This window comes from Roseivirga spongicola (assembly GCF_001592965.1).
Lineage (GTDB): Bacteria > Bacteroidota > Bacteroidia > Cytophagales > Cyclobacteriaceae > Roseivirga > Roseivirga spongicola.
On record NZ_LRPC01000028.1, the window covers coordinates 295,759 to 315,041 of the forward strand.

Annotated in this window: 5 protein-coding genes; all 5 read left to right on the plus strand. The window is 42.9% G+C overall.

The genetic code is table 11. The annotated features are described in order from the left end of the window. Positions 1 to 608 precede the first annotated feature (608 nt). Positions 609 to 14,483 carry a BspA family leucine-rich repeat surface protein gene (locus AWW68_RS13255; RefSeq protein ID WP_068221815.1) on the plus strand — a complete coding sequence of 4,625 codons (13,875 nt, stop codon included), beginning with the start codon at positions 609 to 611 and terminating at the stop codon, positions 14,481 to 14,483. A 23-nt stretch (positions 14,484 to 14,506) separates the two neighbouring features. Further along, positions 14,507 to 16,126 carry a PorP/SprF family type IX secretion system membrane protein gene (locus AWW68_RS13260; RefSeq protein WP_185101271.1) on the plus strand — a complete coding sequence of 540 codons (1,620 nt, stop codon included), beginning with the start codon at positions 14,507 to 14,509 and terminating at the stop codon, positions 16,124 to 16,126. A gap of 249 nt (positions 16,127 to 16,375) precedes the next feature. Next, positions 16,376 to 16,624: a phosphopantetheine-binding protein gene (locus tag AWW68_RS13265; RefSeq protein ID WP_068221819.1), complete on the plus strand. Its 249-nt coding sequence runs from the start codon at positions 16,376 to 16,378 to the stop codon at positions 16,622 to 16,624. A 2-nt stretch (positions 16,625 to 16,626) separates the two neighbouring features. Beyond that, positions 16,627 to 18,132, plus strand: coding sequence for an amino acid adenylation domain-containing protein (locus AWW68_RS13270; protein WP_068221821.1), 1,506 nt, complete (start codon positions 16,627 to 16,629; stop codon positions 18,130 to 18,132). Between the two features lie 2 nt (positions 18,133 to 18,134). Next, positions 18,135 to 19,283, plus strand: a complete 1,149-nt coding sequence (locus AWW68_RS13275) for an acyl-CoA dehydrogenase family protein (protein WP_068221823.1) — start codon at positions 18,135 to 18,137, stop codon at positions 19,281 to 19,283.

Consider the following 19,283-nt stretch of genomic DNA (forward strand, 5'->3'; position numbering starts at 1 on the left):
CAATTCCTACGAAAGCGAGGAATAAAAACGAAGCAATCTTAACTTTTAGTTAGACCCACATGACGATAGTCAGATTGCTTCGTTACAAAATTCCACCTTGTTAATTTTGCGCCTCTCAAAGATGGTCCGAAATGGCAGTAGTATAAATTTAAGTGCCTAAAATTCTTACTTCCATCACCCAATGACAATTGACCAATGACCAATTCCTAACTTCTGGTGATAACTATATCTCAAAAGCTTTTTTAACCGCTTTTGCTCTTCTCAATGAACGGGCCTTTGGGTTCGGAACAAAAAAACACCCATTCAGAACAATTTCAGGTTTTCTGTTTCTATTCGCTTTATACTCGAATATCCCTTTCGGGACACCTCGACACATCTAGCCTTATCAATTCCTATATGGACTGAAAGGCGACTTGCCGCAAATAGATTCTCTCAGAAGCTTAAAGCTTAGAAAAGCTGTCTCAGGAAGTCTCTTCTCCTTGCTAAGGGAAAGTGCCCAAAGTACAAAATGGGCTATTTCTCCCTTGCCAACGGGAGATGTCCTTTAGGACAGAGGGGTCAAACACACTTTCAGAACAAAACAGCCATAGTTCAGAACATAATTTTTCATGCGCGAAAAACCATTGGTTTCTTCGCTGCTAACTATTGAATACCAAAACATCAACTTTATGAGACACTCAACTAAGACCTCTTCAAATAGTTCAAAGAATAATGGAGTCACCTATTCTCTTTTTGGACTTCTGTTATTCTTAAGCTTATCCATTCTTCCTATTACAGCAACTGCACAGTTTACTGAGCAAATAGGTCAGGATGTAATAGGGATAGGCGAAAGAGGGGAGCTGGGAGATGTTGTAAAATTCTCAGGAGATGGCACTGCCTATATTACGGTCGAATACATTGAAGATGATAACAACGATGTGGGGGTTGTCAGTGTTTATCAACAGCAGAGTGGCGCTTGGGTTTTGATGGGTTCGGCCATTAACACTGAAGATGTGGATGGTGAAATTGTGACTTTGGCTATATCTGATGATGGTCAGACCATAGCTATTGGCAATGCCCATGATTCTACAGATCAGGAAAGAGAAGGTACGGTAAAGGTGTATGCTTTTACGGGTGGAGACTGGGTTCAACAAGGAAATACCTTAAAAGGAAATAACATCTATGATCATTTTGGAATAAGCATTGACTTTTCTGCAGATGCCACCTATCTGGTGGTCGGTGCTCATAGGCCAAAAGAAGAAACTGACGACCCTGACAATATCCGTGCGCGGGCTGGTTATGTAGAGACCTATAAAAAGGGTAATTCGGGGTGGAGTCAAGTAGGAAGTCAACTCTTGAGTGGTCTGGATGTAGATACTTATGGCATGACGGTAAAGCTTTCAGAGGATGCTTCCCGATTATTCGTTTCCAATTGGGTGAATACAACTGGGGATGGTAATACAGTATTCACTTATAAAAATGAAAATGATAACTGGTCAGGAACTGGATCATTAGATGGCCAGGGGGGGCTTCATGGATTTGACATCGCCACATCATTCAATGGCGAAATACTGGCCATCGCAAGTTACTCTTCGTCTTCAACTGGTGCAGTCGATGTATATAAACTTAGAGCTGATGCTCTGGGAAATCCGGAATGGACAGCGATGGGAAGTAGACTCGAAGGAGCCAGTGGAGAAGGTTTTGGAAACAGTATAGACCTTACCCCTGCAGGGTATACTTTGTTTGTTGGAGCACCGAGATACCAAAATCAGACCACTGACAAAGTAGGGGCCGTAAAGGTCTACAATTTTTTAGGAGGCGAGTGGGTAATGCAAGACTTGCAGATCACTGGTCAAATGGATGGAGACATTCTGGGGCATGCCGTATCTGCATCAAATGATGGGCTGATACTGGCCATCGGGGCTCCGGGTGTTGATGCCAACGGCATGGATAGGGTAGGATTGGTTAGGGTTCTGGCAGATTGCCCAGCCGGGGTCACCTGCACCACACAGGAAGTGGCGGTTTGCGGAGATTCTTATGATTTCTCGAATGGCACAAGTGCTACTACTGATGGTAGATATGATATTTTTGAAACCCCAATTGAAAGAGTCAGCTACATAGTTACTTTTCAAAGTACCGAACAAGGTGTAGATGTTTTCCAAAACGCCACCATTGCCGAATCGGGCACAGTAACCTATCAGGCCAACACCAACGCCACAGGAGTACTTTCTTTCGATAAGACACAGGATTTCTGGGTAAACTTAAATGCATTACAAGATGATCTGGATGGAAAAAGCCGCTCTGTCTTTATGTGGGTCAAGGCTGAAAACAATACTACTACCAATCAGGCACTCTTTGCCGTGAATGCGGCAAATGGAGATAACCTGTCTTTCCTTTGGATTGATCCTAGTTCAGACAATCTGGAAGTAAATAGGGGAGGTTCTACCAACGAGTCGGCATCTTACAACATGGGCGACAACACCTGGCACTATGTGGGCTGGACCTACGATCATTCCACGGGTCAAACGATAACTTACGTAGATGGTATAGAAAATGACCGGTTTACTACTGGAACCTCCGTTCCAAATGCATCTGCACAATATTCATTGGGTCAGGAGTTTGATGGCAATAGTATTAGTGACCTCTATAATGGCGACATGGCAGAAATCTCTGTATGGGATGAGGTGCTGACAGGAGCTGATATTAGGCAAGCCATGATGGCGAAGATCAATAGCGGCCACCCTAAGTATAACAACTTAGTTGGGTATTACTCTGTTTTCGGAGATTGTAACGATACTAATGATGTTTTAAAAGACCATTCTGGCAAAGGCAATGATGGGCTAATGGTCAATGACTTCACGGTTGATTTTCAAAATGTGCAGTCTATTCCGTGCTTCAATGCCATTGACTGGTACGAACATATTAGCTGGAAAAAGGATGGTGCAGAAGTTTCAACCGATCCTACATATACTTTCGATGTAGCTGCCGGAAGTTACGAGTTGATAGCCACCAGAAACTTTGTTCAAAGCACCGATAGCTGGACCATGACTTTGAACAGCAATGCAACTACGGCAGATCTAATTGCTGATGAAACACTCTGTGCTGATGATCCTATTACCAGAACAGTAAGTACCAGTGCCGTCAACTACCTCGATTTTGAAGAAACAGAAGATAATTCAGTTCAACTCAATGCACTTACCGATGATATAGCTGGTAAAAGCTACTCGGTATTTATGTGGCTGAATAAAGAGAGCAATATTGGTAGTGGTGACTTTAACGAGGTCTTGGTCTTTCAAGATTCAGATGTAGACAACCTGAGTCGTTTTTACATCAGAGATACAGAGCGTTTAGCCTTATGGGATGGTACTAATGATCGCCTAAATTCTTCTGTACTGTCTAATGATACATGGTATTTTGTTGGGTACACTTATGACAATGCAACTGGTGAGACAAAACTCTACCTGAATGGTAATGTGGAAGACAGCGGAACGCTGAATATGCCACTTGGCGATGGCTGGATTGCAACGCTAGGGGCAAAATATAATGACAACGGCCTAGAAGATTACCTGGATGGCAAAATGGCCGAAATCACCATCTGGGATAAGGTTTTAACTCAGGAAGAAGTAACCAGCCTAATGGGCGCTGCCTCGGCACATGATGCCACTAATCTGGTAGCAGCTTATGGTACTCATAAAAATATTGCCGACAATCTATTGCGCGACCTTACCGATAACGGTAACAATGGCTTGGCCTCTCACAGCTCCATATTTGTAACAAGTCATGAAGCTGAAATCACTGATTATGATGCCTCTGCCAATTATTCATTCTCTTGGAAAAAGGGTGGTGCTGAATTTGATACCGATGCCACAGGAAACATTGCGGTAGAAGAAGGAACCTTGCAATACTCCGTAACCTATGGTACTCCGCTATTCCAAAAATTAGATGACTTTAGCTTGAGTTATACTAATTTGATTCCTACCCAGCCAACAGGTAAGACAATAGCCTCATCTACCAATGTAACCTTTGAAGTAGAAGAAATACCGGGTGCGTCTTACCAATGGTATAGAAGAGAAGAAGGGTTTGATGAAATAAACATAACAGGAGGACTTTTAAACCGGGACGTATATCGGGCACCCGATGGTACCATCTACAACGCTACTTCAACCGCAGGTATTTATTATACAACTGATGAGGGAAATACTTGGGTTATCAGGAACACGGCTCATGGATTGCTTATAGATGATATTAAAGAGATAAAGATCTTTGATGATAATATCTATGCGGTGCAGATAAATAAAGCTGTTAGTATTTCAAAAGATGGAGGAAACAGTTTCCAAACACTTTTTCAAGTCACCCCAAATGCCAGCGCTAATCTACCTCAGACTGTAATGAAAGCGGAAGATGGGACTATTTACATTGGAGCTCTAAATGGGTTACATGTTTCTACTGACGGAGGGGCAAATTTCAGTAAACATTCGGATGTTACAGGAATGGTTGAAGTACTCTATGAGGTGGAAGGAACTCTTTACGTAGGAAGCCGTGAAGGACTATTTATTTCAAATGATAATGGAGCTAATTTTGTTCAGAAGACTATTACAGATGGTCTTGCCTTCAATAGTATTCGAGATGTTTATAAATCTGGAAATAAGCTTTATGTAAGTACACAAACAGCGGATTTTAAAGATGGAGCTATTTCTATCTCTACAAATGCAGGTGAGTCTTTCACTAAAACCGTCACTGAAGCCAATGGGTTTAACGGGAATCTAGTGAATGCTATCTACGAATTCGCTGGACAACTCTTTGTAGGTACAAGTAGAGGGCTGTTTGTATCCTCTGATCAAGGAGATTCATTTAGTCAATTCCCTACTTCAGACCCATTTACGAAAACCGTAAAGTCCCTTAATAAATATAATGGACACTTGGAGGTGGGTACATTAGTAGGTCTATCGATCTACAATAGTAATCTTGAGCTTGAAGATCAAAATAGCGGATCAAACAACCTTATTGAGGGAGCGACAACCCACCAGTTGACTATCAGCAACGTAACATTAGAGCAGAGTGGAAATATATATTTCGTGGAGGTTACAAAAGATGGTTGCAAGCAGCAATCGGATGATCTTTTATTAACGGTTCTGGATGTGCCAGGAGTTACATCCATTACCCCGGCCAATGAAAGTACCGATGTAGCTATAGATACCGAACTGAGCATCGAGTTTAGCAAGACTGTTTCCAAAGGAACAGGTGAACTCAAAATCTATGATTATGGTACCGATGCCCTTATACAAATACTTACGGCAAATGATTTGACTATTGAAGGTAGTACAGCTACCGTTACATCAGGAGTATCTCTCGAATATGCCACCCAATACTACATTACTTTAAGTGCCGATCTGGTAAAGGATGAAAGCGATGCCGGAAACCTGGCCATGACCAATAAAGACACATGGACTTTCCATACGGTTTGTGAGCCTTTAGTCTTGACTGAGCCTGAAGATCAAACAGGAGTCATCGGTCAAAGTGTCACTTTCTCGGTTCCCGAAGTAGCGGGTGCTAGTTACCAGTGGTTTAACGAAAATGACAGAACAGATGAATTGTTGAGTAACATTGGTTCAATAGCTTCAGTTTCGGCCACCTCTTCAGGAATATTTGTAGGTGCTGCTACTGGATTATATAGGTCTACTAATGACGGAGAAAGCTTTGCCCAACTCAATGATTCTACAAATATTAATGTTGTATTAGAAAAGAATGGAATTCTATATGTTGGGTATGAATCTGGTTTGGGTATCTCTACAGACAATGGTGAAACCTTTTCAATCAAAACAACAACCAATAGTGATTTACCTAGCAATGACATTGCCAACATCTCGGTTTTTGACAATACCCTTTTCCTTTCTATAAGTGATGCTTCTATCAACGGAGGAGTAATAGTTTCTACCAATAACGGAGAGAGTTTTGTTAGAAAAACATCTAGCGATGGCCTAGGCAGCAATGAAGTATATGATGTCTTTGCAGCAGGAGATAATATTTATGTGGCCACCAAGTCAGGGTTGAGCATTTCTACAAATGGTGGCAATAGTTTTGAAAACAAAACCTCTGCCAACGGTTTAAAAAATAACAATGTTAGAAATGTGGTAGTGTCAGCGAATGGAACAATCTATGCTGGCACCTCTAGTGGCATGAGCATATCTACCGATGGAGGAGCCACTTTCACTGACATGCCAACGAATAGCGAACTTGCTAGTTCTATTGTCCGTGACTTAGAGATAGATAATGACTTAGTCTATATAGCAGTGCGGAGTACAAGTGGTGGAGCGGGTATATACTCAACCAATGATGGAGGTCAAACACTCAATACTGTTTTTGAAGAAGGTTTTGCTGGTTACAGGTCAGTGGCAATTTCAGTGCTTAATAATAAGGTATATGCTGGCGGAGTGGCCAGTACATTGCTTAGCCATTCTAGTACCAGTCCTTTGGTTTCTGGTTCAGACGCCACAGTAGATAACTACATCTCTGGAGCCAATACAAGAGAGCTCACCATCTCCAACCTTACTGAAGACTTCGACCAAACAAAATACTTCGTTGTTGTAACTAAAGGTATTTGTGAGGAGACTTCAGAACTTATTACACTCACACTTTCTGATGCCCCGATTCCTATCACCATTACTTCCTTGAATCCAAATAATGGAAGACAGAAAGTGAGCCGAAATACCCAGCTTGTGATTACTTTAGATAGCGAGGTAACAAAGGGTACTGGCAATATTGAGTTAAAAAGGTCCGTAGATGATCAATTAATTACGCAGATTGAAGCTAATGGTAGTTTAGTGTCTATCGATGGTGCAGTAGCAACAATCTCTTTAGGAGATGCCGCCTTAGATTATGGAACAGAATATTACGTTTTAATTCCTAAAACTGGTTTTACAGCATCAGGTAAAGAGTTTGTTGGCGTTACAGACAAGACCTCATGGTCATTTATTACTGAATGTGATGATTTAATTACTAATCAGCCGCAAGATCAAGTTGGAAGCATCGGAAAAAGTGTGACTTTTGAGCTTCCTGAAATAGACGGGGCAACTTATCAGTGGACTTATTATCCATTTGGAATTAGACAGAATTTACCAGAGCAAACTGGTAAATATGAGGGTACAACAACGAACAGGTTAACTGTTCTCAACCTTGATAATACTGACGATAGAGATCGTTTTCAGGTACTGGTAACCTTAGGTAATTGTTCTGAAACTTCCGATCAGGTATTTATTACTATTGGCTCCAGCTCAAATCAACCCAAGTTGATAAGCACGGTTCCAGCTTTAGATGCAACTACAGTAGAATCAGATTTTAACGCAGGAGGTAATAATTTTCAGATCAATTTCGAGGAACCTATTTCATTACAGACTTCCGCTCAATCTGGACTTATTCAAATTTACGATGCTTCCAATGATCAATTGCTTGGATCGAACACTATTCCAAGAACCGGAACTTACTTTGCCAATCTTTCAAATAATGATAGAACCCTCAATTTTAGTTTTATCAATGTTGCAGGCAATGGATCTGTAGAGCTTGAGGCTGGGCAAGAGTACTACATTCTCATTACAGAAAATCATATTAATGGTGCTGATAACGGAACCTCATATACCATCTCCGACCCAACCGTTTGGCGATTCAGCACTTTGGCCTTGCCAAGCACCCCAATGCTCACTGCCACAAGTCCGACAGACGATGCCACAGATGTGGCCATTTTGGCCAACATAACACTGACCTATAGCGAAAATATTCAGGCTTATGTATACGGAGAAGGAGGAACCACAGCCAACAATGTGGTACTATACGATGTCAATGATAATGTGGTTGAAACTTTCCCTGCCAACACCTTGACCTACAGTGGTTCTAAAGTAACCATCAATCCGTCTAGCGATTTAGCGTACAATACGGCTTACTACCTTCTGATAGAGAACGAAGCCTTCATTAGCAATAATGAAGTGAAAACTGCAGCTATTACCGATCCTACGGTGATTAGCTTTACCACGACAAGCCAGCCTAACACGGCACCGGTAGCTAGTAGTGTAAGCATTGCTGGTAGCTTAGAAGCCAATCTGGAGCTTACAGGTTCTTATAACTATAGCGATGCAGATAGCGATGCAGAATCGGGTTCAACTCTTCAATGGTATGTAGCCGATGATGCGAGCGGGGCCAATAGAACTGCAATAAGTGGAGCAACCTCAGGCACATATACCCTCACTTCTTCTGAAGTAGGCAAATACATCACATTTGCGGTATCACCAAACGATGGAACGGATGCAGGAACACAAACATTCGCCACCTATACAGGGCCGGTAGTGGCTGCTGTGGTGCCTACGGTAATCAGTACTATACCAACTGATGGCTCGGTAGATGTGGCCAAAGATGCCAACCTGAGTTTCACCATGAGGGAAACGGTGACCAAAGGAACAGGGAATATCACCCTGACACCTATAACAGGAATTGCAACTGTCATTGATGTAACTTCTAATGAGGTGGCTATTTCAGGAGCAGAGGTAACTATTAACCCAGACAGTGATTTACTAGAAGGGCAATTCTATACGGTCACTTTCGATGCCTCAGCCTTTGTTGATGCCGATGGCAACAACTCTGCTGGGCTAACCAGCCAAACTGCCTGGAACTTTACGGTAAAGGAAGCTAATGTAGCTCCTGTAGCTCAGGGGGTAAGTATTAAAAAATCTTTGGTTGTTGATGGGGTACTGGAAGGTTCGTACGCATATTCAGATGCGAATGACGACCCTGAATCGCGTACGACCTTCCAATGGTACCGAGCCGATAATTCTGCAGGTGCTAACAGAGTAGCTATTGTCGGAGAAACCACCAAAAGCTACACGGTTGTAAATGACGACAATGGCAAGTTTGTAAGCTTTGAAGTAAGGCCTAGCGATGGTGTATTGACCGGAACGGTAGAAGAAAGCACATTCTTTGGACCGGTGTTAATTAATGATGGTATCACTAATATTCCACCAGCCTTTACTTCAGATGCATTGACATCCATCTCCGATGATGAAGCCTATAGCTATACAGTCACCTACGAAGACCTGAACAATGATGTACCAACACTTACTAAAACAACAGGGCCAGATTGGTTGACAGTGAATGGTTTGGTGCTCTCAGGAAACCCAACTTCAGCCAACATTGGTAACCATAGTATTGTCTTGACCTTAGATGATGGTAATGGTGGTACAAAGACCCAAGAGTTCACTGTAAACGTTCTTCAGAGCAATACAGCACCATCAGTTAATGGAGTGGAGGTCTCGGGCACAACCACCATCGATGAAGTTTTGACTGCCACCTATAACTTTATAGATGCCGAATTGGATGCAGATAATTCATCATTCAAATGGTACCGATCTGAGGATAATTCAGGAACCGGCAAAACAGAAATAGCAGGAGCCACTACCACTACTTATGTGTTAACGGCTGCCGATGCCGGTAAATACATCAGCTTTGAGGTAACACCGAATGATGGTAAGATTAGTGGTACCGATATTGAAAGTACAGCGGTAGGTTCTATTGCCAAGAAAATACCAAGCCTTTCACTAAGTGATATATCCAAAACTTATGGCGATGCCGACTTCAACTTAGCTGCAATTACGAATTCTTCAGGAGCCGTTACTTACACTTTCGATAATGACCAAACTGGAGCGGCTATCAATGGTTCTACTGTAACCTTGGGCAATGCAGGTGAGATTTTAGTAAATGTAAGTTTGGCCGAAGATGCCGAGTATACATCTCGTCAGGTGCAAGGCACGATTACGGTAGCTAAAAAGGCCATAGCATTGAAAGCAACCGATGCGGGTAAGTTGGTTGATGATACCGATCCGACCTTAGAATTTACCGTAACAAGCGGTTCCATAGTAGGAGAAGATGAAGTAGTAACCGTAGGCAGAGATGCTGGTGAAGCACCAGGTATCTATGCCATAAACCTGACTGACGGTAACAGTGCGGCCAACTATGAAATAACGGTTGTTCCGGGAGTATTCACTATTTCACAAAGAAGCCTGACCATAACAGCCCAGGCCGCAACCAAAACCTATGGAGATAATGACCCTGACTTTGCTTACTCAATCACCAGTGGTTCACTGAATGCTGGTGACGAACTGAGTGGTGCAGTTACCAGGGTTGCAGGCGAAGATGTAGGTACTTATGCCTTGCAGAGTAGCCTGTTCAACCCTAACTACGACATAAGTTTTGAGAGTGCCGACCTGATCATTGAAAAGACAGATTTGACTGCCACGGCAGACGATCAAACCAAATTCTTGGGAGAGGCTAATCCTGAGCTTACTATTAGCTATTCAGGTTTTGAGAACGGAGATACCAAGGCAGATATCACAGAACCGACCATAGCCACCACGGCAACCGAGTCGAGCCCAGTTGGAACTTATGATATCACGCTTTCTGGTGGTGCCGCAGCTAACTATAACATCAACTTAGTTAATGGTCAACTGACTGTAGAACAGAGACCATTTATAATAACGCTTGATGCTCAATATTCTATAAGTAGAGAGATTGAGGTGTTTGGTGTTATTGAAGGGCTAATGTATGATTATACTGTAGACTGGGGAGATGGAAATATAGATACCAACTTGACAGAAGCAGCTAAGCATACTTATACTTCTGCGGGGCCATTTACTGTTAAAGTGACAGGTAACTACCCAGGGCTTCAATTGAAATACTTCAACATAAAGTCTATTGAGCAGTGGGGAAGCCAAGAATGGGAGAGTCTTGAAAATGCCCTTCAAAATAGAGAGTTGACAATTAATGCAACCGATGCTCCAGACCTATCACAAGGGCCATCTATGGCTGGTATGTTCCGCTCTACCCGTATTGGTTCTCCTGATTTAACAGCTTGGGATGTTTCATTGATTACCAACATGTCTGATATATTCAATGGCTCTGACTTTAATGGTAATGTCAGTAACTGGAATGTGAGTAATGTCACAGATATGAGTGGTGCCTTTGGCAGCACACCTTTTAATGGTGACATCAGCACCTGGAATGTAGGGAACGTCACTACCATGAGGAGCATGTTTATTCAGGCTACGGATTTCAATGGTGACCTGTCAAACTGGGATGTATCCAGCGTAACCAATATGGAGTCCGTGTTTAACAATGCAGATTCCTTTAACGGAGACATTTCTTCATGGGATGTAAGCAGTGTAACTGATATGACTGGTATGTTCTCCGAAGCAGATCTATTTAATCAGGATATTTCTTCATGGGATGTTTCGAATGTAGTGGATATGGCGGCCATGTTCTCTGGTACGAAGGCCTTTAATCAACCAATAGATGCTTGGGATGTGAGCAGCGTGGTGACTATGGAAATCATGTTCAGAAATGCCGATGCCTTCAACCAAGATTTGAATTCATGGGACGTGAGCAAAGTGGAGAAGTTTGACGAAATGTTCAAGCAGACGGCTCTGTTCAATGGTGATATAACAGGCTGGGATGTATCCAGCGGACAGGATTTTGAAGAAATGTTCCAAGAAACGGAAGCTTTCAATCAGCCTATTGGTAATTGGAACCTGGCTAGTGCCACACGAGTAAGAAGAATGTTCAGAGATGCTGAGGTATTTAATCAGCCAATCAACAACTGGCGTTTCCCTAACCTCGAGAGTTTAGAGCAGATGTTCTGGGGAGCACTGGTATTCAACCAGGACCTGAACGACTGGGATGTCTCCAATATTACCAACATGGCCAGCACCTTTGAGGAGGCAGAGTCTTTCAATGGCAATATTTCTAATTGGGATGTAAGCAAGGTGGAAGACTTTGACGAGTTCATGAATGAAACTCCTTTCAATCAAGATATCAGTGGATGGAATGTGAGTAATGCTAAGGACTTCGGCAGAATGTTCGAAGACTCACCTAACTTCAATCAAGACCTCAGCAATTGGGATATGAGTAAGGCAACCGATGTCGCTTATATGTTCGAGAGCGCGTCCAGCTTCGATCAAGACATCAGTAGCTGGCAGTTGACGAGTGTAACCAGTTTTGGTTCGATGCTCAAGAACTCTGGGCTTTCAGTTGAAAACTATGACGCATTCTTGATTTCGATCTCTGAGCAAGAACTAATAACCGATGTTCAATTTGATGTCGAAGGCCTCCAATACTGCGCAGGTGCAGCCGCCAGACAATCATTGATTGACAACTTCAACTGGACAATCGAGAACGATTCGCAGGCTTGTTCAGCAACGGTGACCATTGCCGATGTGTCGGCCAATGAAGATGATGGAGCTATTACAGTTACCCTAACTTCCGATGCTTTTGTAGTTGGTGGCTTCACGGTAGATATAAGTACAAGCAATGGAACTGCCGAAGCAGGTATGGATTACACCGCTGTGACTTCCGAGACCATCACTTTTGCCGGAACAGTAGGAGAGACCCAAAGCTTTACGATCACCCCAACGGCCGATTCGAGTGTAGAGAGTGATGAGACACTGACGGTTAGCATGAGCAACTTGGTGACAGATGCTTCGAACACAGTAACCATTACGGATGAGGCGACAATAACCATCCTAAACGATGATGTGCCAGTAGTTTCATTCAACACAACGGCCGAGAGTAACGCAGAATCAGTATCTACCGCCAGCATAGAAGTAATGCTAAGTCAAGCTGGTTTGGTCGCGTCAACAGTTGACTATACTGTATCGGGTACAGCTACAGGAGGAGTTGATTACACTCTTGCCAATGGTACACTCAGTTTTGCAGCAGGAGAGCTTAGCAAAAGGATAGACCTGACAATTGTTGACGATGCGCTTATTGAGGAAAATGAGACGGTAGTGATAACCCTATCCAATGCCTCTGGTGCCAGCTTGGGTACCAATACAGTGTACACTTATACTATTGTGAACAACGATGCACAGGTGACCATTGAAGATGTGAGCCAGTTTGAAGATGGAGAGTCTTTCTTAGTTACCGCTACACTTGAAGGGACTATAGAAGGCGGATTTACCGTTGATCTATCGACTGCCGATGGCACAGCTACGGTGGTCGATGGAGACTACACCGCGGTTAGTGGAACTACATTAACCTTCATCGGAACCGATGGTGAAGTTCAAAAGCTGGATATAGCTCCGGGTGTTGATAGCAAACTCGAAGCCGATGAGACCTTTACTGTTTCCTTGAGCAACCTGTCCGGAACCACAGCCAATGTAGTAATCACAGACCAGGCCGTATTGACGATCAAGAACGATGATGCAGCGGCAGTAACCCTTGCCGATGCCAGCGGAAATGAAGGAGACGGAGCCATTACAGTTACGGCTACCCTAGACAATGCCGTTCAGGGCGGGTTCACGGTAGAAGTAAATACAGCAGATGGAACAGCAACGCTAGCCGATAGCGACTACACAGCCGTTGCGGGTAAAACGCTGACCTTTGCCGGAACAGCCGGAGAAACGCAAACCTTTACAGTAACTCCAACCAACGATCTGGTTATTGAGGCCAATGAAACACTGACTGTTTCAATGAGTAAGTTAAGCACTGCCTTGGGGGTTGATATCAGTGATGGAGCCACGGTAACCATCGTTAATGATGACTTCAACAACGCTCCAACCGACATCGCTATAAGTACCACTTCAATAGCCGAGAACAATGCGTTGAATGCAGCTATTGGAACACTGACTACGGCTGATGCCGATGCTGGTAACACCCACACTTATGCACTAGTAAGTGGTGCAGGAGATACCGACAATGCCAGCTTCACGGTGGATGGTTCAACCTTAAAAGCGAACAACACTTCGTTCAACTTTGAGGATAAAGCCAGCTATTCGGTTCGTATTGAAACCAACGATGGAGCAGGCGGAACTTTTGCCAAGGCCTTTGAAATTACGGTAAGTAATGTAAATGAAGCACCATTTACGCTGAGCCTTACCAATGCCACCATCGATGAAGCCGATGAAGCCCAAGAAGTAGGTCAGCTTATGTCGCTCGATCCAGACAATGGAGACACTTTCACCTATAGCCTGATGGCCGGTGATGGCGATGCCGACAATGCGCAGTTTGCCATTAGTGGCAACACTTTGAGCACAGCGGGAGCCATAGATTTTGAAGATGGGGCAAGCCGAAGCATCCGTGTGCAGGTAGCCGATGCAGGCGGGCTTACTTTCGAGCAAACCTTCAGCATAACTATTGAAGATGTGGTGGCCGAACCAGTGAGGGAGTACACCCAAAACCAGCCAGGAGCCGATGTGAAGAACGTATTCTCGCCAAACGGTGATGGAATCAACGAAACCTGGGTGATTGAAGACTTGCTGGACAACCCGTTCAACCAGGTGAAAATTTTTGCTCAAGGTGGAAAACTCATCTACAGCAAAGTGAACTACTCCAACGATTGGGCAGGGACGTTCAAGGACAATCCGGTGCCAGATGGTACCTACTATTACGAGATACTCATCTTTGAAAACGAGCAATCTACAAGCCCAGCCAGAACCATTAAAGGCTTCCTGACCATCATTAGAAACAGATAATTATCAAAGTCATGCATAAGCAAATGAAAAACATCAGAAACAAATTCATCCTTGTCTTTACTATGGCTTTGATAGCGATAGGCGTAAAGGCACAGCAAGTACCCTTGTACAATCAGTACTTCAATGCAGGCACATTGGCCTACCCTTCGGGGGCAGTCTTTCAGGAGCATCGTTACATAAGTTTGGTGTACCGCGACCAGTTTGGGGGGCTGGTCGGGGCACCAAAGAACTTCGCCCTGGCCTATAACTCTACTTTTAGAAATAAGCTGGCTTTTACAGGAAATGTAACTACAGCCGACATTGGTTTCACCAGTCAGGTCAAATTCTCTGGAGGCATAGGCTATAAACTGTTTGGCGAAGCAAACGATGGACTGAGTATAGGTAGCCAAGTTGGTCTTTCCTTCTTCAGCCTGAACGAAGAAAGAGTGAACCCAGAAAACCCATCGGACAATGTGCTGGTAGACTTACTGGGTAACAATGGAAGCTCCTTGAGTGTAGACTTTTCGGCCAGTTACCGAAAAGGTAGACTGGGCATAGATGTGGCCGTTCCAACGGTAATCAACCAAAGCCTGTCAGACGATGCCTATATCCGCATTAACGATGACAACGTGCCTGACTTTATAGGTGGAGCAAGATATGGCTTCACCATCAACCCAGAGCTGAGTTTCACCCCATATTTGGGAGTGAGGTTGAGAGAAACCATTGGTGCCGAACTGGATGTAATGGGAGAGTTGGACTTCAAAGACAAGTTCAAAGCCTCGTTGGGCTACCGCGATAACTACGGACCAACCATTGGTATTGGAGCTCAGCTGTTGCCAAAGCTGTTGTTCACCTACAACTATGATTTTGGACAGAAAGACGCCCCGTTCTTGGCTGATGGCTTCAATGAGTTTGGGCTTCACTATCAGCTTAACACCCCGGAAGAAAAGGCCAATGTATGTGAAGAAGAAGGGCTAGCCGTAGTGAACAGGATCATAGACCAACGCATTTTCGATGAAAACCTGGTGAACCCAGAAGACAAAGAAAAAGCCTTGTGCTACTTGAAGAGCTTGGAAGAAGGCAAGAAGAAGGAAGTCAATAAGAAAGCAGAAGAAGCCTATAAGGCCCTATTCTTAAAGATTGAAAAAGAAGAGTTGGCCAAGATAGAAGCAGCCAGACTGGAAGCCTTGCGAGTGGAGAAAGCCAAGCAAGAAGCCGAAGAAGCAGCAGCAGAGCGCAGAAGGGTGGAAGAGATTGAAAGGGCCAAGATGAAAGAGCTGGAGAGATTGGCTTTGGAGAAGGAAAGGGCGATCAAGAAAGCCTTGAGCCTGGCCACAGAATCAGTCGCCTTTAACTCTGGCAGTGCCAACCTGAAAGAAGAGTCGTTTGAGTCGCTCAATCAGGTGGTGGAATTACTCAAGTCCAACCCAGAGCTCAGGTTGAAGCTATCGGGCTACACCGACAATAGCGGTAATGCCCAGTCGAACCTAGCGCTATCCAAACAAAGAGCAGCAGCAGTAAAAGCCTACTTAGTAAGCCAAGATGTAGCAGCAGATAGGTTAGAAGCCGAAGGTTATGGCATAGCCAACCCAAGAGCAGACAACAGCACAGCCGAAGGCCGGGCACTCAACAGGAGAGTGGAGCTTTCCATCATAAAGAAATAAGTTGATGGCTATTGAAGGTTGAGGTTAATAGTCAAAATAAAAAGCCACCGAACGGGTGGCTTTTTTCAAGTGAAGAGCGTTGAGGTGAATGAGTTTTTAAAATGAAAGGAGCTTAGAATAGGACAATATGAAGAGCTTCGAATTGCGCGACAATTATATTTTGTTTATCGACTTATAAATGAATTAATAGGCTTATAATTAAGGTTTCGGTATCTAATTTCTGAACAAGCTGGATAGAGAAAGAGACTAATGGAAATAAAAAAAAGACTAAAAGACTATTTGGTTCAGAATGTTTTGGATCAAAATGAGGCTGGACAGCTATCTGATACTACCACCCTGATTTCAAGTGGAATTGTTGACTCAATCACCACTTTACAACTGGTCGAATTCATTGAAACAGAATTTAACATAGAGTTTGATGCTCATGAGGTAGATAGGGATAATCTAGATACGCTCATCTTGATTGAAAATTTCGTAGAGCGTAAACGTCAAGGATAAAGGTGGATAGGCTTTTATCCAACATACTTCTAACACCTTTCTCTGATTATCCTGATAATCCAGCATTTGATTTGCCTGGGGTTGAAGAGCTGACTTATTCAGGGATTAATTGGAGATCAAACCAGTTGTTAGATTTTCTCAATAGCATTGGAATTGAAAAGGGAGACCGGGTAGCTATTTGGTCCGGAAAAAGCATCGATACCTTGGTTGTATTATTGGGTGCCGTATTAAATGGTTGTGTTTATATACCCGTAGATAAGCTGGCACCATTGGATAGGTTGAAGGCAATTTTAAGTGATAGTTTGCCTCAAGCTTTAATCTTGAATAGTGACGATAAGAGCTCATTAGACCTTGAAGGAATCCCTATAGTTGATAAACGACCGATTCCAAATACCTCTTTGCTCATTTTAAAACTGAATTGGTGTAAATCAGAGCTAAAACTTCCATCAGATTTAGCGTTTATTCTCTATACATCCGGATCGACAGGTGTTCCGAAAGGAGTTATGATAACGCATAAAAATGCACTCAGTTTTATCAATTGGGCTTCAATAAATTTTAGTTTTTCAGAAAATGACATCTTCAGCTCTGTAGCACCTTTTCATTTCGATCTGGCGGTATTCGACATTTTTGTAGCTATGGTGCATGGTGCTAAGGTGGTACTAATGGATGAACAAACTATTCGCAATCCTCTGTTGCTTGCTCAGCTTATAGAGGTAAAGGAGATTACGGTTTGGTATTCAACCCCAACAATTCTCATGCTCATGCTTAGGTATGGAAAGTTGAAACGGAGAAATTACAGTTCAATCCGACATGTATTTTATGCGGGTGAAGTTTTTCCTAAAGAGCAATTAGTTTCAGTAAAAGAAGTATGGAACAAGGCTGATTTTTATAATCTCTATGGGCCGACAGAAACCAACGTGTGTACTTGGTGGACCATTCCAAAGAATCTTCCAAATGAATTTAACTCCAGGACAATAGGTGTGAATTGTGGTCATACTCAATGCGAAATCCTGAATGAGGAAGGATTGGAGAGTGAAATAGGGGAGTTAGTGGTAAGTGGCGATTCTGTGAGCCCGGGGTATTTAAATCGGCCAGAATTAAATAAGTCTAAATTTTTTGAGGATAGTTCTGGGATCACCTGGTATAGAACTGGAGATCGGGTACAAAGACTTCAAAATGGAGGCTTCAATTATTTGGGTAGAATAGACCGCATGGTAAAAAAGAGAGGCTACCGGATAGAACTCGATGAGATAGAGACGGTCTTAAATAGTAATGAGAATATTTCCAGAGCAGCGGTAATTAATGAAGTTAGTGAAGAAGGAGAAATAAGTATCATTGCTTTTGTTGTAGCCTTCAATCCGCAGTTTAGCATAGGTGAAATGAAAGACTATGTTAAGCACAAATTGCCATCTTATATGCTCCCGGATAAGTGGTTTTTTGTAGATGATTTGCCTCTTACAAGTACGCAAAAAGTAAACTATCAAGACCTTAAACTACTAGTGAAGTAACTATGAATTTTTCTTTTTCACCATACCAAGAGGATATTAAAAATGAGGTTTTAGACTTTGCAAAAAAGCATTTGAATGAGGACATAGTTACTAGAGATAAAAATCAATTTTTTGATAGAAGTCTCTGGAGTAAGCTTGGTGAAATTAAGTTGCCTGGTTTGTGTATTCCTGAAGAGTTTGGAGGCCGAGGACTTGATCCATTAACCACTGTTTTAGCTCTTGAGGCTTTTGGAGAAGGTTGCGAAGATGGAGGCCTTTGTTTTGCTGTGTCAGCGCATATGTTGGCCTGCTGCGTTCCTATTTGGCTTTATGGCAGCAATGACCAAAAGCAGGCCTTTTTACCAAAGCTTTGCGATGGTACATGGATAGCGGGGAATGCCATGACTGAGCCGCATTCCGGTTCTGATACATATGATGTAAGAACCACGGCTGTAGCATGTAAAGACAATTATATTTTAAAAGGTCACAAAAGTTACATTTCTAATGGTCCTGTGGCAGATGTTATACTAACCTATGCTTTAACCGATAAAGAGAAAGGCTTCTTTGGAGGTATATCTGCTTTCTTGCTCAGCAAAGAAATGCCTGGATTAACCCTTACAGATTCAGTAGATAAAATGGGAGTGAGGACATGCCAAATGGGAGAGGCTAGATTTAAAGATTTAGAACTTTCAACAAATAGTGTTCTTGGCAAAGCTGGTGCCGGAGCAATGATTTTTAATAAGTCCATGGAGTGGGAAAGAACCTGTTTGGGAGCCATCCATTTGGGCGCTATGAGTCGTGTTTTAGAGAATACAATTGCCTTTGTTAAAGAGAGGAAATCGGGAGATAAATCAATAGGGAGTTATCAAGCAATAAGTCATCAATTGGCTGACTTAAAAGTTGGATTGGAGGCTTCAAGACTTATGACTTATCAGGCTGCCTGGAAACTTGGTAGTTCTAAGATGAGCACGATGGAAGCCTCTGCCAGTAAGCTCTTTGTGAGTGAGTTTTTTAAAAAGTTTGCCACATCAATTTTTCAAATTTATGCTGGTAAAGCCTTTAGGGAGAATCATGAAGCAGAACGTCTGTTGCGAGACGCTATGGCCAGTACCATCTATTCAGGTACATCGGAAGTTCAAAGAAGTGTTATTGCAAAAATGATGAGAGTATAA